Origin of the sequence: Mycolicibacterium llatzerense (assembly GCF_025331195.1) — a bacterium.
In the GTDB taxonomy this organism is placed as follows: domain Bacteria; phylum Actinomycetota; class Actinomycetes; order Mycobacteriales; family Mycobacteriaceae; genus Mycobacterium; species Mycobacterium llatzerense.
In genome coordinates, this window is sequence record NZ_LXOV01000018.1 from 42,071 (window position 1) to 56,734 (window position 14,664).

Annotated in this window: 12 protein-coding genes; 3 read left to right on the plus strand and 9 right to left on the minus strand. The window is 67.4% G+C overall.

Translation table 11 applies throughout. The features are described from left to right. Positions 1-73: 73 nt before the first annotated feature. Together A7G45_RS29845 and A7G45_RS29850 are read left to right on the plus strand one after the other, a co-directional pair. Positions 74-1,000: a metal-dependent hydrolase gene (locus tag A7G45_RS29845; protein WP_043987180.1), complete on the plus strand. Its 927-nt coding sequence runs from the start codon at positions 74-76 to the stop codon at positions 998-1,000. Next, positions 993-2,147 carry a DUF7802 domain-containing protein gene (locus A7G45_RS29850; RefSeq protein ID WP_260942331.1) on the plus strand — a complete coding sequence of 385 codons (1,155 nt, stop codon included), beginning with the start codon at positions 993-995 and terminating at the stop codon, positions 2,145-2,147. Before A7G45_RS29845 ends, A7G45_RS29850 begins: the two co-directional genes overlap by 8 nt. A 345-nt stretch (positions 2,148-2,492) precedes the next feature. On the opposite strand, the gene A7G45_RS29855 is transcribed toward A7G45_RS29850, so the two are convergent. From A7G45_RS29855 to cysD, 3 genes are read right to left on the minus strand one after another with little or no spacing between them, the layout of a single operon-like run. Next, positions 2,493-3,239 (minus strand): 3'(2'),5'-bisphosphate nucleotidase CysQ, encoded by a 747-nt coding sequence (locus A7G45_RS29855; RefSeq protein WP_260942333.1) that lies wholly within the window; start codon positions 3,237-3,239, stop codon positions 2,493-2,495. Continuing rightward, positions 3,239-5,083, minus strand: coding sequence for a sulfate adenylyltransferase subunit CysN (cysN, locus tag A7G45_RS29860; RefSeq protein ID WP_043396949.1), 1,845 nt, complete (start codon positions 5,081-5,083; stop codon positions 3,239-3,241). Before cysN ends, A7G45_RS29855 begins: the two co-directional genes overlap by 1 nt. A gap of 1 nt (position 5,084) precedes the next feature. Next, entirely contained in the window at positions 5,085-6,035 is a 951-nt protein-coding gene (cysD, locus tag A7G45_RS29865; RefSeq protein ID WP_192830278.1) for a sulfate adenylyltransferase subunit CysD, read from the minus strand. 180 nt (positions 6,036-6,215) lie between these two features. On the opposite strand from cysD, the gene A7G45_RS29870 reads away from it, so the two are divergent. Further along, a complete protein-coding gene (locus tag A7G45_RS29870; protein WP_260942336.1) occupies positions 6,216-6,629 on the plus strand; it encodes a PaaI family thioesterase in 414 nt (137 codons plus the stop codon). Between the two features lie 10 nt (positions 6,630-6,639). On the opposite strand, the gene A7G45_RS29875 is transcribed toward A7G45_RS29870, so the two are convergent. The 6 genes from A7G45_RS29875 to A7G45_RS29900 form a co-directional block, all read right to left on the minus strand. Then, positions 6,640-8,553, minus strand: a complete 1,914-nt coding sequence (locus A7G45_RS29875; protein ID WP_377041968.1) for an ArnT family glycosyltransferase — start codon at positions 8,551-8,553, stop codon at positions 6,640-6,642. Between the two features lie 60 nt (positions 8,554-8,613). Then, positions 8,614-9,870, minus strand: a complete 1,257-nt coding sequence (locus A7G45_RS29880) for a bifunctional glycosyltransferase family 2/GtrA family protein (protein WP_260942338.1) — start codon at positions 9,868-9,870, stop codon at positions 8,614-8,616. 56 nt (positions 9,871-9,926) lie between these two features. Then, positions 9,927-11,822 carry an ArnT family glycosyltransferase gene (locus tag A7G45_RS29885; protein WP_260943322.1) on the minus strand — a complete coding sequence of 632 codons (1,896 nt, stop codon included), beginning with the start codon at positions 11,820-11,822 and terminating at the stop codon, positions 9,927-9,929. Between the two features lie 14 nt (positions 11,823-11,836). Then, positions 11,837-13,444: a sensor histidine kinase gene (locus A7G45_RS29890; RefSeq protein ID WP_260942340.1), complete on the minus strand. Its 1,608-nt coding sequence runs from the start codon at positions 13,442-13,444 to the stop codon at positions 11,837-11,839. Then, positions 13,422-14,126 carry a response regulator transcription factor gene (locus A7G45_RS29895; RefSeq protein WP_043397151.1) on the minus strand — a complete coding sequence of 235 codons (705 nt, stop codon included), beginning with the start codon at positions 14,124-14,126 and terminating at the stop codon, positions 13,422-13,424. The genes A7G45_RS29890 and A7G45_RS29895 overlap by 23 nt, the downstream gene beginning before the upstream one ends. 142 nt (positions 14,127-14,268) lie before the next feature. Beyond that, a complete protein-coding gene (locus A7G45_RS29900; RefSeq protein ID WP_162625247.1) occupies positions 14,269-14,514 on the minus strand; it encodes a hypothetical protein in 246 nt (81 codons plus the stop codon). Between the last annotated feature and the right edge of the window lie 150 nt (positions 14,515-14,664).

The following is a 14,664-nucleotide window of genomic DNA, read 5'->3' on the forward strand; positions in this document are numbered from 1 at the left end:
ATTGACGGATCGCGTCGACACTGTAACCATACAAACAAGACATCCTTTGTATGATTACTGAACGAGGTGCCCTGTGACCGATCTCCAGGTCCGCAAGATGCGGTTCGCTTTCGCGGACCACCCCGTGCCGTTCCTCTGGAACGAGACCAACCCCGCCTTCTCCGCGATGGCAAATGCCGTGTCCTTCTTGGCAATTGCGTTCGAGAAGATGATCGTCAGCACCATGGCCGAGGCCAAGCCGCTGCTGACCGACCCGGTGATCGCCGAGGAGGCCGAGGCGTTCGTCCGGCAGGAGGGCCAGCATTCGATGGCCCATCGCGCACATGCCCGGGGCCTCATCAAGGCCCACCCGGAGCTCAAAGAGACGCTCGACGACGTGATCGCCGCGTTCGACGATCTCGTGGCCAACAAGCCGCTCAAATATCGGCTGGCCTACACCGCCGATCTGGAGGCGACGTTCACGCCCGTGTTCAAGCTGATGCTCGACCACGACGACACGCTGTTTGCGCCGGGCGACGACCGGGTTGCGTCATTGTTCCTGTGGCACTTCGTCGAAGAGGTCGAGCACCGGAGCTCGGCGCTGATCATCTACAACGGCCTCGTCGACGATCCGTGGTACCGCATGCGCGTGGCGCCCTCGATCTTCAAGCACGTGATGGACGTCGTGCGGCTGGCGTGCGACGGGTTCAACAAGCATCTGCCGCTGGAAGTCCGCAAGGTCGATGCGCTGTCGGCGTTCGCGCTCGAACGCCGCAAGAACACCATTCTGAAGCGGCTGGGCCGCATCCCTGACTTCGGGCCGTTCGCGAGCGCCTTCCACGATCTCCCGGTCCGGGAGCAATTGGTGGCATTGTCGGGCATTGTGCGCAGCCAGATCCCGGGTCACAACCCGGAGCACGAGAAGCTGCCCGCACTGGCGGCCGAATGGTTCGAACGCTACGACGCCGGCTACGACGTCACCCACTGGTACACCGCCGGAAAGCAGAGCGCCCATGTCTGACCTGTGTTCCGCGACGTTCGCTGATCTCGCTGGGCGCCTTGGGTTTTCCTGCCAGACGGCGGGCGGCCTGCTCGAGGTCCGCAATCCCCTGCAGCTGGAGAACTGGACCCTGCCGGTCCTCGAGTTGACCGTCATCGCCGGCGCGGTGCTGACCCTGGTCTACGCGATCGTCCGGCTCCGTCGCCACGGTGACGCCACCAACATCGCATTGTGGTTCGGCGCGGTCGCCTACCTGTTGATCATCGAACCACCGCTGTACTTCCCGGCGGCCTTCGGCATCGCCGATCGCGTCGACACCATGTTCGCGCACAACGTGTTCACGGTGGACTTCCTGTGGGGACGGCTCCCGCTGTACATCGTGGCGATCTACCCGATGATGGCAACCGTCGCGTTCGAAATCGTCCGCAGTCTTGGGGTTTTCCGCCGCTACGGCACCCTGGTTGGCGCCGTGTGCGTGGGCTTCGTCCACCACGCGTTCTACGAGATCTTCGACCACCTGGGCCCGCAACTGCGGTGGTGGGAATGGTCGGTGCACAACCCGATGAACCAGCCGATGTTCGACTCCGTGCCGCTGCCCAGCGTGGTGGTCTTCGCCGCGCTGTGGCCGATGTCGCTGGCGCTGTGCGTGCAGTTCTTCGTCGGACGCCACGCCGACCGGGGCCGCCGCTTCACCGGTATCCAGATCGCTTGGCGCACTGTGGTGGCCGGGGTGTTGGCGTCTTTGGGCACCGCGATCCTGCCGCTGCCCGCGACCGTGATCGGCGGCGTGACGGGGAGTTCCACCGCGGGTGGCATCGCCTACGCCGCCGAACTGGTGGCTGTCTGCGCCGTGGCAATCTGGGCACTGGTCACCCAATGGCGCCGACTGCGCAGCACCGCCGCCAGCCCGACCGAACCACGCTATGTGAGCCCGCCGTGGTTGGTCGGCTACGGCGTCGCTTACCTGGTGATCATGGCAGTTCTTTGGCTCAGCGCGCTGCCGGACTACTTTGGCGCGGTCAATGGCGTTACCGCACAAGGAGATCCGACCGGCAGCCTGTGGTATACGGCGATGTGCTTCGGTATTGCGGTGGCGTGCGTGGTGGCGGTGCGCACCGTGGCACGGACGCCGTCGGATGCGCCGCTGCCGGTTACCGCGTCGACGTAGCCGTCAGAGAAAATCCTCTCACGAGAAATCCGTAGCTTCAATTACGCGGCACGCTCGACGCCCGTTTTTGAGGCCAGGTACTTTTTCGGGCCGCCAGGGGTCCCTGATTGCAATAACCATCAGCAGACCGCCCGTACCGCAGTCGGGTTCATGTCGAGGCTTCAGTACGCGCTCGTGCTGGGCACTCGACAAGCAAAAGCCTTGTGGGCGTTGACTGTGCGCTGACGTTCACAAAGTTCGAGTAGCGAAGGCCCAGGGTGCAGGATCAACGCAAGGCTGACCGAGATAGCCGAAATGGCTGCGGGAACAAGCGTTCCCACAGCCATTTCGTCAATCTCGCGGAGGCTACTGCGTCGAAGTGATTGCCAGTACCCGCTCGGCCAGTTCCGGCCGGCACACGACCAGGTCGGGCAGCTTCGGGTCCTCGCGGTTGTAGACCAGCGGCGAGCCGTCGATGCGCGAGGTGTGCAGTCCGGCGGCGCGGGCCACCGCGACCGGAGCGGCGGAGTCCCACTCGAACTGACCACCGGCGTGGACGTAGATATCAGCCCGGCCCTGGATCACGGCCGCGACTTTCGCTCCTGCCGAACCCATTTCGACCAGAACGCCGTCGAGCGCATCCCGCACCGCGAGCGCGACGGCCGGCGGGCGGGTACGCGACACCACGATGCGCGGCGGCCCGTCGACCGCGCGGGGCGCGGCCACCTCGGGCGTGTGCAGCGTGGTGTTCTGCGCGGGCAGCGCGACGGCGCCGGCAACCAGCTCGCCGGATTCCCACAGCGCCACGTGCACGGCCCAGTCGTCGCGGTCCAGTTCGGAGAATTCGCGGGTGCCGTCGAGCGGGTCGATGATCCACACGCGGTCGGAGGTCAGGCGGGCGCTGTTGGCCCGCTCTTCCTCGGTCGCTTCCTCGGACAGCACCGCGTCGTCCGGCCGCAGCCGGGCGAGCTCCGTCATCAAGAACTCGTGAGAGCGCTTGTCCCCCGCGGCTTTCCGCTCGACAGCATCGGCGTTGGCGAACTCGGCCCGCACGTCCAGCAGCAGATCACCGGCGCGGGTGGCCAACCGCTCGGCGACATCGTGATCGATCATCACCGGCCCACCAGCAGGTCGACGACGCGCTGCGCCTGGGCATCCAGGTCACCCGGCACCAGAGCCAGAGCCGGGTTCTTCGGCCGCTGGTACGGGCTGTCGATACCGGTGAAGTGCGTGATCTCACCGGCACGCGCCTTGGCGTAGAGGCCCTTGGGGTCCCGGGCCTCGCAGTCGGCCAACGGGGTGTCCATGAACACCTCGAAGAACTCGAATCCCTGGTCGGTGTGGACCTTTCGCGCCAGCTCGCGGTGCTCTTCGAGCGGACTGATCGCCGGCACCAGCACGATCTGGCCCGAGTCGGCGAGCAGCGTGGCGATGTGGGCCAGGCGGCGCAGGTTCTCCGAGCGGTCGGCCATGGAGAAGCCCAGGTCCGCGTTCAGCCCGTGGCGCAGGTTGTCACCATCGAGAACGTAGGCGGGACGGCCCAATTCGAGCAGTTTGCGCTCCACCAGCATCGCCACCGACGACTTGCCCGAGCCGGACAGGCCGGTGAACCACACCGTGCTGCCCTTGGACAACCGGTCCTCGGCAGTGACGAGGTTGGCGTGCCGCACCGCATTCGGGGTGGCAGCCCGGCCGGCGGCCGGCGTGGTCTCGCGCACCATGCCCGCCGCGACGGTGCCGTTGGTGTCCGGGTCGATCAGGATGAACGAGCCGGTCACCGCGTTGCGCGAGTACTCGTCGAGCAGCAGCGGCTGCTGCGTGCGCAGCGTGACGCGGCCAAGTTCGTTGAGCTTCAACGCCGTTGCGCTCTTGTCCCGGTGCAGGGTGTTGACGTCCAGCCGGTAGTCCAGGTCAGTCACCCGGGCCCGCGTGGTGCGGGTGGTGTGCTTGATGATGTAGTCCCGACCCGGCTCGAGCGTCGCGTCATCGGACATCCAGCACACCGTGGCGTCGAATTCCTGCGTGGTGTGCGGCTGGTTGTGCACACGGGCGATCATGTCGCCGCGCGAGATGTCGATGTCGTCGGCCAGGCTGACCGACACCGCCATCGGCGCGAACGCCTCGTCGACCGGCCCGGTGGGTCCGTCGATCGCGGTGATGGTGCTGGTCTTTCCCGCTGGGAGAACGACGATTTCGTCGCCGGGGCGCATGACGCCACTGGCGATGGTGCCCGCGTAGCTGCGGTGGTCGGCGTGCTCGTGGGTCTGCGGCCGGATCACGAACTGGACCGGGAACCGCACGTCCTTCAGGTTGCGGTCACCGGCGATGTACACCTCTTCGAGGTGCGCCAGCAGGGCCGGTCCCTCGTACCACGGCGTCTTGTCCGACTTGGTCACCACGTTGTCGCCGGTCAGCGCCGACAGCGGAATGGTGGTGACGTCCTTGATGTCGAGGCGGGCGGCGAACTCGTGGAAGTCGTCGCGGATCGTCTCGAAACGCTCACGGTCCCAATCGATCAGGTCCATCTTGTTGACGGCCAGCACGATGTGCTGGATGCCAAGCAGCGAGGCCAGGAAGGCGTGCCGGCGCGACTGCTCCAGCAGACCGTGGCGGGCGTCGACCAACACGATGGCCAGCTGCGCCGTCGAGGTACCGGTGACCATGTTCCGGGTGTACTGGATGTGCCCCGGGGTGTCGGCAATGATGAATTTCCGCTTGGCCGTGGCGAAGTAGCGGTAGGCGACATCGATGGTGATGCCCTGTTCCCGCTCGGCACGCAGGCCGTCGGTGACCAGAGCGAGGTCGGTGTACCCGTGGCCGCGTTCCTTGGACGTGCGCTCGACGGCGGCCAGCTGGTCTTCCATGACGGCCTTGCTGTCATAGAGCAGCCGGCCGATCAGCGTGGACTTACCGTCGTCCACCGAACCGGCAGTGGCGATACGAAGCAACGTTGCCATATCAGAAGTAGCCTTCCCGCTTGCGGTCTTCCATGCCGGCCTCAGAAATCCGGTCGTCTGCGCGGGTTGCGCCGCGCTCGGTCAGTCGGGACACCGCGGTCTCGGCGATGACTTCTTCGACAGTCGAAGCCTCCGACTCGACGCAACCGGTGCAGGTGACGTCACCGACGGTGCGGAACCGCACGGTCTTGGTGATCACCGGTTCGTTCTCGCCCGGCTTCAGGAATTCGTGCACCGCCAGCAGCATGCCGTCGCGCTCGAAGACCTGGCGCTCGTGCGCGTAGTAGATGCTCGGCAGCGCGATCTCCTCGGCGCCGATGTAGGCCCAGATGTCGTACTCGGTCCAGTTCGACAGCGGGAAGACGCGGATGTGCTCGCCCTTGCGGTGCCGGCCGTTGTACAGGTTCCACAGCTCGGGGCGCTGGTTCTTGGGGTCCCACTGACCGAACTCGTCGCGGAAGCTGAAGACGCGCTCCTTGGCGCGGGCCTTCTCCTCGTCGCGCCGGGCGCCACCGAAGGCGGCGTCGAACTTGTTCTCGCGGATGCCGCGCAGCAACGACACGGTCTGCAGCGGGTTGCGCGACGGACCGTTGTCGACGACGCGTCCGGCGTCGATGTCCTCCTGCACGCTGGCCACGACCAGGCGCAGGCTGTGCTTCGCGACCAGGGCGTCGCGGGTGGCGATGACCTCTTCGAAGTTGTGACCCGTGTCGACGTGCATGACGGGGAACGGCAGCCGGCCGGGCGCGAACGCCTTGATGGCCAGGTGGAGCATCACGATCGAGTCCTTGCCACCGGAAAACAGCAGCACCGGCCGCTCGAACTCCGCGGCGACCTCGCGGATGATGTGGATGGCCTCGGCCTCCAGCGATCGCAGATGGCTCAATTCGTATTTGGCGGCCCGGTGGTCCACCTTGGACGCCTCGGCGGCGTCGGGAGTGACGGTCATCATTTCCCCGTAAAGTTGGTAGAACTGGTCAAGTTAAGAACCATGGTCAGAATTTACGTGCCCGGTCCTGCGGTGTCAACGGTTGTAACCACCGAGATCAGTCCGCAACGACACGCACGTCAGCACCATCACTACCTGGCAGGTAATTGATCCGGCGAGCAGCCGAGCGAACACTTCGATGTCATGAGCCCGAGTACCGGCGCCGAGGTCATGGCGCAGTTCATCCCGCAGTCCCCACTGGTCGCCAAGCTGGGCATCGTCGCCGAGGCGCTCGACGCCCCCGAGGTGCGATTGCGGATGCCGTGGGATCCGTCCAACACCACGCTCGCCGACATGGTGCACGGCGGCGCGATCGCGGCGCTGGCCGATGTCACCGTGATGGCTGCGGCATGGTCGACCGAACAGGCACCGGAATCGCTGCGCGGCGTGACGATCTCGATGTCGGTCCAGTACCTGGCACCGGCCCGGTCCACCGACCTGATCGCCGTCGGCCGCGTCCTGCATCGCGGAAAGTCCTTGGTGCACTGCGAAGCCGAGGTCTCGACGCCGTACGGTGACCCGGTGGCCAAGGCCGTCGGCACCTACAAGATCGGCTGACCCGCCGAGATCAGTGGGGCGCCTCGAGGTCGTAGACGGTGGCGCCGCCAACCTCGAGCTTGGCGAAATGCCCCGTCACCCACGCGGTGATCTCCGCGGCACTTCCCCGTTCCCGACCACCGCCGGGGCCACGCTTGTGATCGCTGACGATGAAGTAGTGGATCTGGCCGTCCTCCACGTACTGGCGGAACTGCGCCAAGGTCGGCGCGTTGTCGCCGCCGGAGAATCCGCCGATCGCCATCAACGACTTGCCGGTGCTCAATTCCAGATCACCGGCCTGGAAGGACCCGACCGTCGCGGCCGCCCAGCGGTTGTCGGCACCACGGATCAGGTTCTCGAGTTCGGCATTGGGGCCGTCACGCTCGGGGCCGCCAGGACCGCCGCCCGGCCAGGCATCGCCGCCGGGCCGCGGCGGACCCGACATCGAGCCGGGCCCGCTGCTATGGGCTTGCGCGACGTTGTACAGCGTGAACGAGGCCGAGCCGGCCAGGGCCGCGGCGATTGCGATGCCGGCGATGACCGCCGTGATCCGTCCGGGGCGCGCTCCGACCGCCACGATGGCCACGGCCGCCAGAACGGCCACCACCGCGATGCCCCAGCGCAGGGCGGGCATCCAGTCCGGGGTACGCGACAGCAGCGCGAACGCCCACCCAGCGGAGCCGACCAGGAGCAACGCGAGGAGCAGGCGTGCCGACAATTTGCCTCGGCGCTGCCACAGATGCGTGACCGTCATACCGGCCAGCGCGGCGACCGCTGGGGCGAGCGCGACGTTGTAGTACGGGTGCACCGTGCCGTCCATGAAGCTGAACACGACGCCGGTCACCAGAAGCCAACCGCCCCAGAGCAATACACCGGCACGAAGTAGGTTAGGACGCGCTGCACCAGGACCGCCTGCGCGCAGAGCGCGGAGACTCGTCCACAGCAGCAGCACCAAGCCGATCAACGCCACAGGCAGCAACCACGACACCTCGACGCCCATCGACGGGCCGAACAGCCGGGTGATGCCTGCGTGCCCGCCGAAGAACAGGTTGTCGCGCATGCCCCCGCCGGGCCCGCCGCTGGGACGGTCGCCGCCGGTGATCCGCTCGATACCGTTGTAACCCAACGCCAGTTGCAGCAGGCTGTTGTCGGAGGACCCGGCGATGTACGGACGGGCGTCGGCGGGCCACAGGCTGACCAACGCGATGTACCAGCCGGCCGAGATCACCAGGGCCACACCAGACATCAGCAGCGCGCCGATCCGGCGTCCCACGCTGAACGGCGCGGCGACCAGGAACGCCAGCGCGAGCCCCGGCACCGGCAGGAAGGCCTGCAGCATCTTGGTCAGGAACGCGAAGCCAACGACCGCGCCGGTCAGCGTCATCCACCGGGCGGAGACGGTGAAGTCGGTGGACTGGATGGCCCGCACGGTGCAATAGGCCGCGGAGATCAGTAGCAGTACGAGCAGCGCGTCGGGGTTGTTGAACCGGAACATCAGGGCCGCAACGGGAGTCACCGCCAGGACCAGACCGGCCAGCAGGCCCGCGGCCGCGCCGCTGGTGCGGCGGACCGTCGCGTAGAGCATCCCGACGGCGGCCACACCCATCAGTGCCTGCGGCAGCAGCATGCTGAACGCGCTGAATCCGAACAGCCGGCCCGACAGGCCCATCAGCCACAAGGCGGCCGGCGGCTTGTCGACCGTGATGGCGTTGCCCGCGTCGAACGAGCCGAACAGCAGCGCTTCCCAGTTCTGGGTACCGGCCTGCGCCGCGGCGGCGTAGTAGGAGTTGGCCCAGCCCGACGAGCCGAGCGCCCACAGGTACAGCACCGCCGTCCCGGCCAGCAGGGTCAGCAGCGCGGACCGTTCCCAGACCGGGCGGGCCCAGATTGCCGGGCCGCGGCGGGCCTTCGGCAGCTGAGCGACGGTGGGTGCAGTGGCGATCACGGGTGGGTCTCCTCCGAAACAGTTGGTACGCGGGTCAATTCGTGCACTGGGTGGAACACCCTAATTTGAACGCCGTGGGTGGAACACCCAACCGCGCAGCAGCACGAACCGCACCGCGGTCGCAACCAGGTTGGCGGCCACCAGCACACTCAGTTCGAGAAGATGGTGGGCGTGCGGCGCGAACACGTGCAGGCCCGCCAGCGCGCCACTGGTGATCCCGAGGGCGATACCGAAGACGATCAATCCTTCGAACTGATGCCGGGTCGCGCTCGCGGCTCCCCCGCCCGTGACGCCGAAAGTGAAGCGCCGGTTGGCGGCGGTGTTGACGATCGCGGTGAGCAGCAGGGCGACCAGGTTGGCCGTCTGCGCGCCGAGCGCCGTGTGCATCATCATGAACAGCAGCAGGTAGGCCAGGGTCGACGCGACGCCGATGGTCCCGAACCGGACGACCTGGCGCAGCAGCGAGCCGGGCGCGGCTGCTTTGGTCGACGAACCCAGCTGAGCGGCAATGGTATTCACCGGGATGCTGCCGTTGGCGAAACCGCGCAGCAGCCGGCCGACGCCCTTGAGGTCCGCGGCGGCGGTGGCGATGATGTCCACCCGGCTGTCGGGGTCGTCGACCCAGTCGACCGGGACCTCGTGGATACGCAGGCCCGTGCGCTCGGCGAGTACCAGCAGCTCGGTGTCGAAGAACCAGCCGGTGTCTTCGACCAGCGGCAGCAGCGCCTGGGCCACGTCGGCCCGGATGGCCTTGAAGCCGCACTGGGCGTCGGAGAACTTCGCAGACAGGGCGCCACGCAGGATCAGGTTGTAGCAGCGCGAGATGAACTCCCGCTTCGGTCCCCGCACGACTCGGGAAGACCGGGCCAGCCGGGTGCCGATCGCCAGGTCGGAGTGGCCGGAGATCAGCGGGGCCACCAGCGGGCCGAGGGCGGCCAGATCGGTGGAGAGATCGACGTCCATGTAGACCAGCACGGGAGACGGCGAGTGCGACCACACCTCGTGCAGCGCCCGACCGCGGCCCTTGAGCTCCAGTCGCACGACGCGGACGTTGTCCAGTTCGGCGGCGAGCTCGGCTGCGACCCGTGGGGTGTCGTCGATGCTCGCGTTGTCGGCGATGGTGATCTGCACCGGGTACGGGAAGTGCTCTTCCAGGTGGCGGTGCAGCCGGCGGATCGAGCCGGGCAGTGCGACCTGCTCGTTGTAGACGGGGACCACGACGTCCAGCACCGGCACGCCGGCGGCCTGAGCAACAACCGCGGCATTCTGGCGGGTGGTGAAGCGGCGTTCCGTGTCGCTGTCGAGCAGGTTTGTCATGACACTGATTTTTCGGCCACAGCTTTAGGCCGCCATTGGGTGAAGCTATGCGGAAGCTATGTGTTTCGAGCCGGGCGGGTCAGGTCGTAGACAACGGTGTTGTCGACCGTGGTGGCGGTGAAGTGCTCGCTGACCCACGTGGCGATCTGCTGAGATTCCTGCTTGCCGTCGTCCTGGCCATGCGGTCCCCAGCCCATCTTGACATCGCCCTCGACGAAGTAGTGGACCTGACCGGCCGCGACGTACTGCTGGAACTGCGCGAGCGTGGGCGCTGGATCGGTGCCGTTGAAGCCGCCGATCGCCATCACCGGGACGCGGGCCGCCAGCTGATAGCCGGCGGCGTTGTTGGAGCCGACGACGGCGGCCGCCCAGCGGTAGTGCGCGGCATCGTTGCCCAACAGCGTGGTCAAGGCGGCCCCTGGAACCGGCGAATCGAGGAGCCCACCGCCCGGCCGAAACCCTTGCGGTGGTGCGCCCATCGCACGGCCCGATCCACCGGCCGAGGCCTTGCCGTGTCCGGGCCGTGGCCCCCAGCCGGCACTGTGCCCGCCGGGACCGCTCACGGACGGCATTGCCCCGGTATGCGAAACCTTCGCGGTGGCAATCGAATACGCGGTTGGGGCGGCCAGGCAGACCAGGACCGCCGTGGCCGCCGCCAGGCGCGCGGGTCCGAATCGTGGCGGCGCGAGCAGCAGCAGTGCGGCGACCGCGCCCACGATCAGTACCGACGTCCGCAACCAGGTCACCTCACCGCGGCCCAGCAGAATCGCGGCCAGCGCCGCCGTGGCCACCACGGTGCTCGCCATGGTCAGTCGGGCCTGCCACGCAGTGCGGTTGCGCCACAACAGGATCGACCCGATACCGACGCACGCGCCGATGGCCGGAGCCAGCGCGACCGTGTAGTACTGGTGCACGATGCCGTTGGCGAAGCTGAACACCGCGGCGGTGAACACCAGCCACCCGCCCCACAGGATCAGGGCGGCCCGGGTCGGATCGGTTCGCGGCGCCCGCCGGGTGAGCACCAGTCCGGCGACCAGACAGATCAGCGCCGCCGGCAGCAGCCAGCCCGCGTAGCTGCCCATGCTCGCACCCACCAGCCGGTCCCACCCGACGTCGAAGTTCGGGTTGCCCAGTCCGCCGGGCTCGTTTCCGCTGAGCCGGCCGACGCCGTTGTACCCCAGCGCCAGTTCGATGATCGAATCGTGTTGCGATCCACCGACATATGGGCGCGACGACGCGGGCCACAATTCGACCAGCAGCAGGTACCAGCCGCCGGAGACGATCATCGCCGCGGCGGCGCCGAGCAGGCGCCACAGCCGGGTACGCACCGACGGCGGCCCGGCCACCAAGTACGCAGCCGCGAAGGCCGGCAGCACCAGGAACGCCTGCAGCATCTTGGCCAGGAACGCGAACCCGGCGGCCACCCCCGCGGCGATCAACCACCAACGGCCCGCGTCTTTTTCGCAGGCGCGTTGCACGCAGTACGCACCGATCACGAGAAGCAGCACCAAGAGTGCGTCGGGGTTGTTGAACCGGAACATCAAGGTGGCCACCGGCGTCAGCGCGAACACCGCACCGGCGATCAAAGCGGCGGCAGGCCCTGCGGCGCGGCGCACGGCGGCATACAGAACCGCGACCGCGGCGACTCCCATCACGGCCTGCGGCACCAGGATGCTCCAGGAGCTGAGCCCGAACAGCCGCACCGAGAGGTCCATCACCCACAGTGCACCCGGGGTCTTGTCGACGGTGATGGCATTGCCGGAGTCGCTGGCGCCGAACAACATTGCGGTCCAGTCGCTGGCTCCGGCCTGTGCCGCGGCTGAATAGAAGCTGTTGGCCCAACCACTCACCGACAGGTTCCACAGGTACAGCACAGCGGTACCCGCCAGCAGCAGTCCGAGCTGGAGTCGCTCGCCCAGCGGGCGGCGTAGTACAGGAGTCACCAGTCTGATTGTGGGTGCGCTGGTTAGGCGGATGTCGAGGCGACGCTATGCGGTGGCTGTGAGGCTGAATCTGCCGGGCCAGCGGGCAGGCGCACCATGAATACCGTCGCTCCTGGTTGGCTGTCGACGCTGATGGTGCCGCTGTGCGCCTTGACCACCGCGGCGACGATCGCCAGTCCCAGCCCGGTGCTGCCGGCCTGTCGGGACCGCGACGAGTCACCGCGCGCGAACCGCTCGAACACCTCGGGCTGCAAGGTTTTTGGAATGCCCGGACCGTCGTCGGCGATGCTGATCACCGTGGCGTCCGAATCAGCGGACAGGGCGATCGTCACCGACGTGCCCGCCGGCGTGTGCGTGCGCGCATTCGCCAGCAGATTCACCAGCACCTGGTGCAGCCGCGCCGGGTCACCCTCGATGGTGACCGGTTCGTCGGGCAGGTCCAGCGACCAGTCGTGATCGGGACCGGCGACGTGGGCGTCGCTGACGGCGTCGACGACCAGTTGGGACAGGTCGACGGTCTCCATCTCCAGCGGCCGACCCGCGTCGAGCCGGGCCAGCAGCAGCATGTCCTCGACGAGCCGGGTCATGCGCGCCGTCTCGGATTCGACGCGGTTCATCGCGTGGGCGACGTCGTCGGGCAGCTGGTCGCTCTTGCGTTGCGCCAGTTCGGTATAGCCGCGGATCGCGGCGAGCGGGGTGCGGAGCTCGTGACTGGCGTCTGCCACGAACTGGCGTACCCGCGTCTCACTGGCATGACGGGCCGCGAGCGCGCCGGCGACCCGGTCCAGCATGCGGTTCAGCGCCGAACCCAATTGGCCGACTTCAGTGTGCGCGGCGACCGGGTCGACGTGCACGATCTCCGCCGGCAACTGCACCTCGCCCCGGTCCAGTTCGCGGTCGGCCACGTCGCGTGCGGCGGCGGAAACCCTTGACAGCGGGGCGAGTTGGCGCCGGATGATCCACACCCCGACCACCGTCGCTCCGATCAGCGCCAACGCTCCCACCGCGCAGAACATGCCGAGCACCCACAGCAGGGTGTTGTCGACATGCCTGGTGGGCAGACCGGTCACGATGGTCTGCGGACCGCCGTGCCGGGGATGCAGACCGATGACGCGGTAGCTGCCCAGCCCGTCGATGTCGATGGTCCGAACCTTGCGATCCGGCCGTATCTGCGCCAATTGCGCTGTGGCCGTAGCGCTTACCGAGTTGCGACTGCCCTCGGAGGTGATGACGCCCGCATCGACCTGGCCACGGAACACCACCGCCCCGACGGTGCCGACGGCCTGCCCAGGCGCGTTGAGGAAGCCGGGCCCGGGGCCGGCCTCGGGGTCGAAGCGCATCCGGAAATGCGGGTCCATGGACGGGCGCGGCACGCCGCCGGTCAGTGGCGGGGCCATCGGCGGGGGCGGCAGTTCGAAGATGGCGGCCGAGCGCCGGCCCGCCTCCAGCACCTGGTCGTCCAACTGATGCAGCAGAAAGCGTTGCAGCGCAAATTCGGTCGCCGCGCCGACCCCGATGATGACCAGTGCCAGCAGCAGCACCTGGGTGACCAGCAGCCGGACCCGCAGCGACCAGGTCCGCGGCTGCCAGATCCGCGTGCCGGCCGCCTCAGCGGGCAGGTCGGAGGACATATCCGGCGCCACGCAGGGTGTGGATCATGGGGTCGCGTCCGCTGTCGATCTTCTTGCGCAGGTAGGACACGTACAGCTCAACGATGTTGGAGCGGCCGCCGAAGTCGTAGCTCCACACCCGGTCGAGGATCTGTGCCTTGCTCAGCACCCGCTTGGAGTTCCGCATCATGTACCGGAGTAGCTCGAACTCGGTGGCGGTCAAGGTGATCTGCTCACCGGCGCGCGTCACCTCGTGACTGTCCTCATCGAGCACCAGATCGCCGACGACGATCTGCGCGCCACCGGCCTCGTTGGCCACCCCGGTGCGCCGCAGCAGCGCACGCAGCCGCAGCACCACTTCTTCGATGCTGAACGGTTTGGTGACGTAGTCGTCGCCACCCGCGGTCAGGCCGGCGATGCGGTCCTCGACCGAATCCTTCGCGGTCAGCAGCAGCAGGGGCAGTCCGGGAATCTGCTCGCGGAGCTTGCGCAGTACGTCGAGCCCGCTCATGTCGGGCAGCATGACGTCCAGCACGACGACGTCGGGCGGGTTGTCCTTGGCCAGCGAAATCGCGGTGGCACCGTCGCCGGCTGTGGCGATATCCCAGCCTTCGTAGCGCAACGCCATGGAGACGAGCTCGGCCAGGACGGGTTCGTCGTCGACCACGAGGACGTTGATCGGTTTGCCGTCGGCGCGGTGCATGACGACGCGCTGGGCTTCACTGTCACGGGCGGTGCTGCTGGGACCTGTCACAGCTCCATTATTCGCGCCGGCGTGGGCCAGTACTGTGACAACTCTATGTGCGAGCTGTGAATCTCGATCCGCCGAAACGCGAGATTAGCCGCTAGCCCTGGGGGTTGGTGTCGGGCGACTGTCCGACGAACAGCGGCGCCTTACCCGTGATCGAGGGCGCCGCGAAGGTGACCGGTGCGGTCGTGGTGGTGGAAATCAACGTGGTGTTGGCGTTCATCGTCTCCGATGGGCCGGCCACCATGCCGGCACACACCGCCGCCGCACCCATCACTGCGCTACCACCGATGAGGGCGATTGCCCACTTCATGCTGATGCCGGAAGTCTCTGTTCGACTCATGGCTTGCCTCCCGTGTATTTGGGACCACTGCGCTGCGCCGCGTCGTCGGGACGCGCGGCCGGTCATATGCCTCAAGTCAAGCGCGCCAATCTGGCAACGCACTGAATCGCTTCTGGCAGTTCGCCCTTCATAACCCGGTGATTCGAGTCT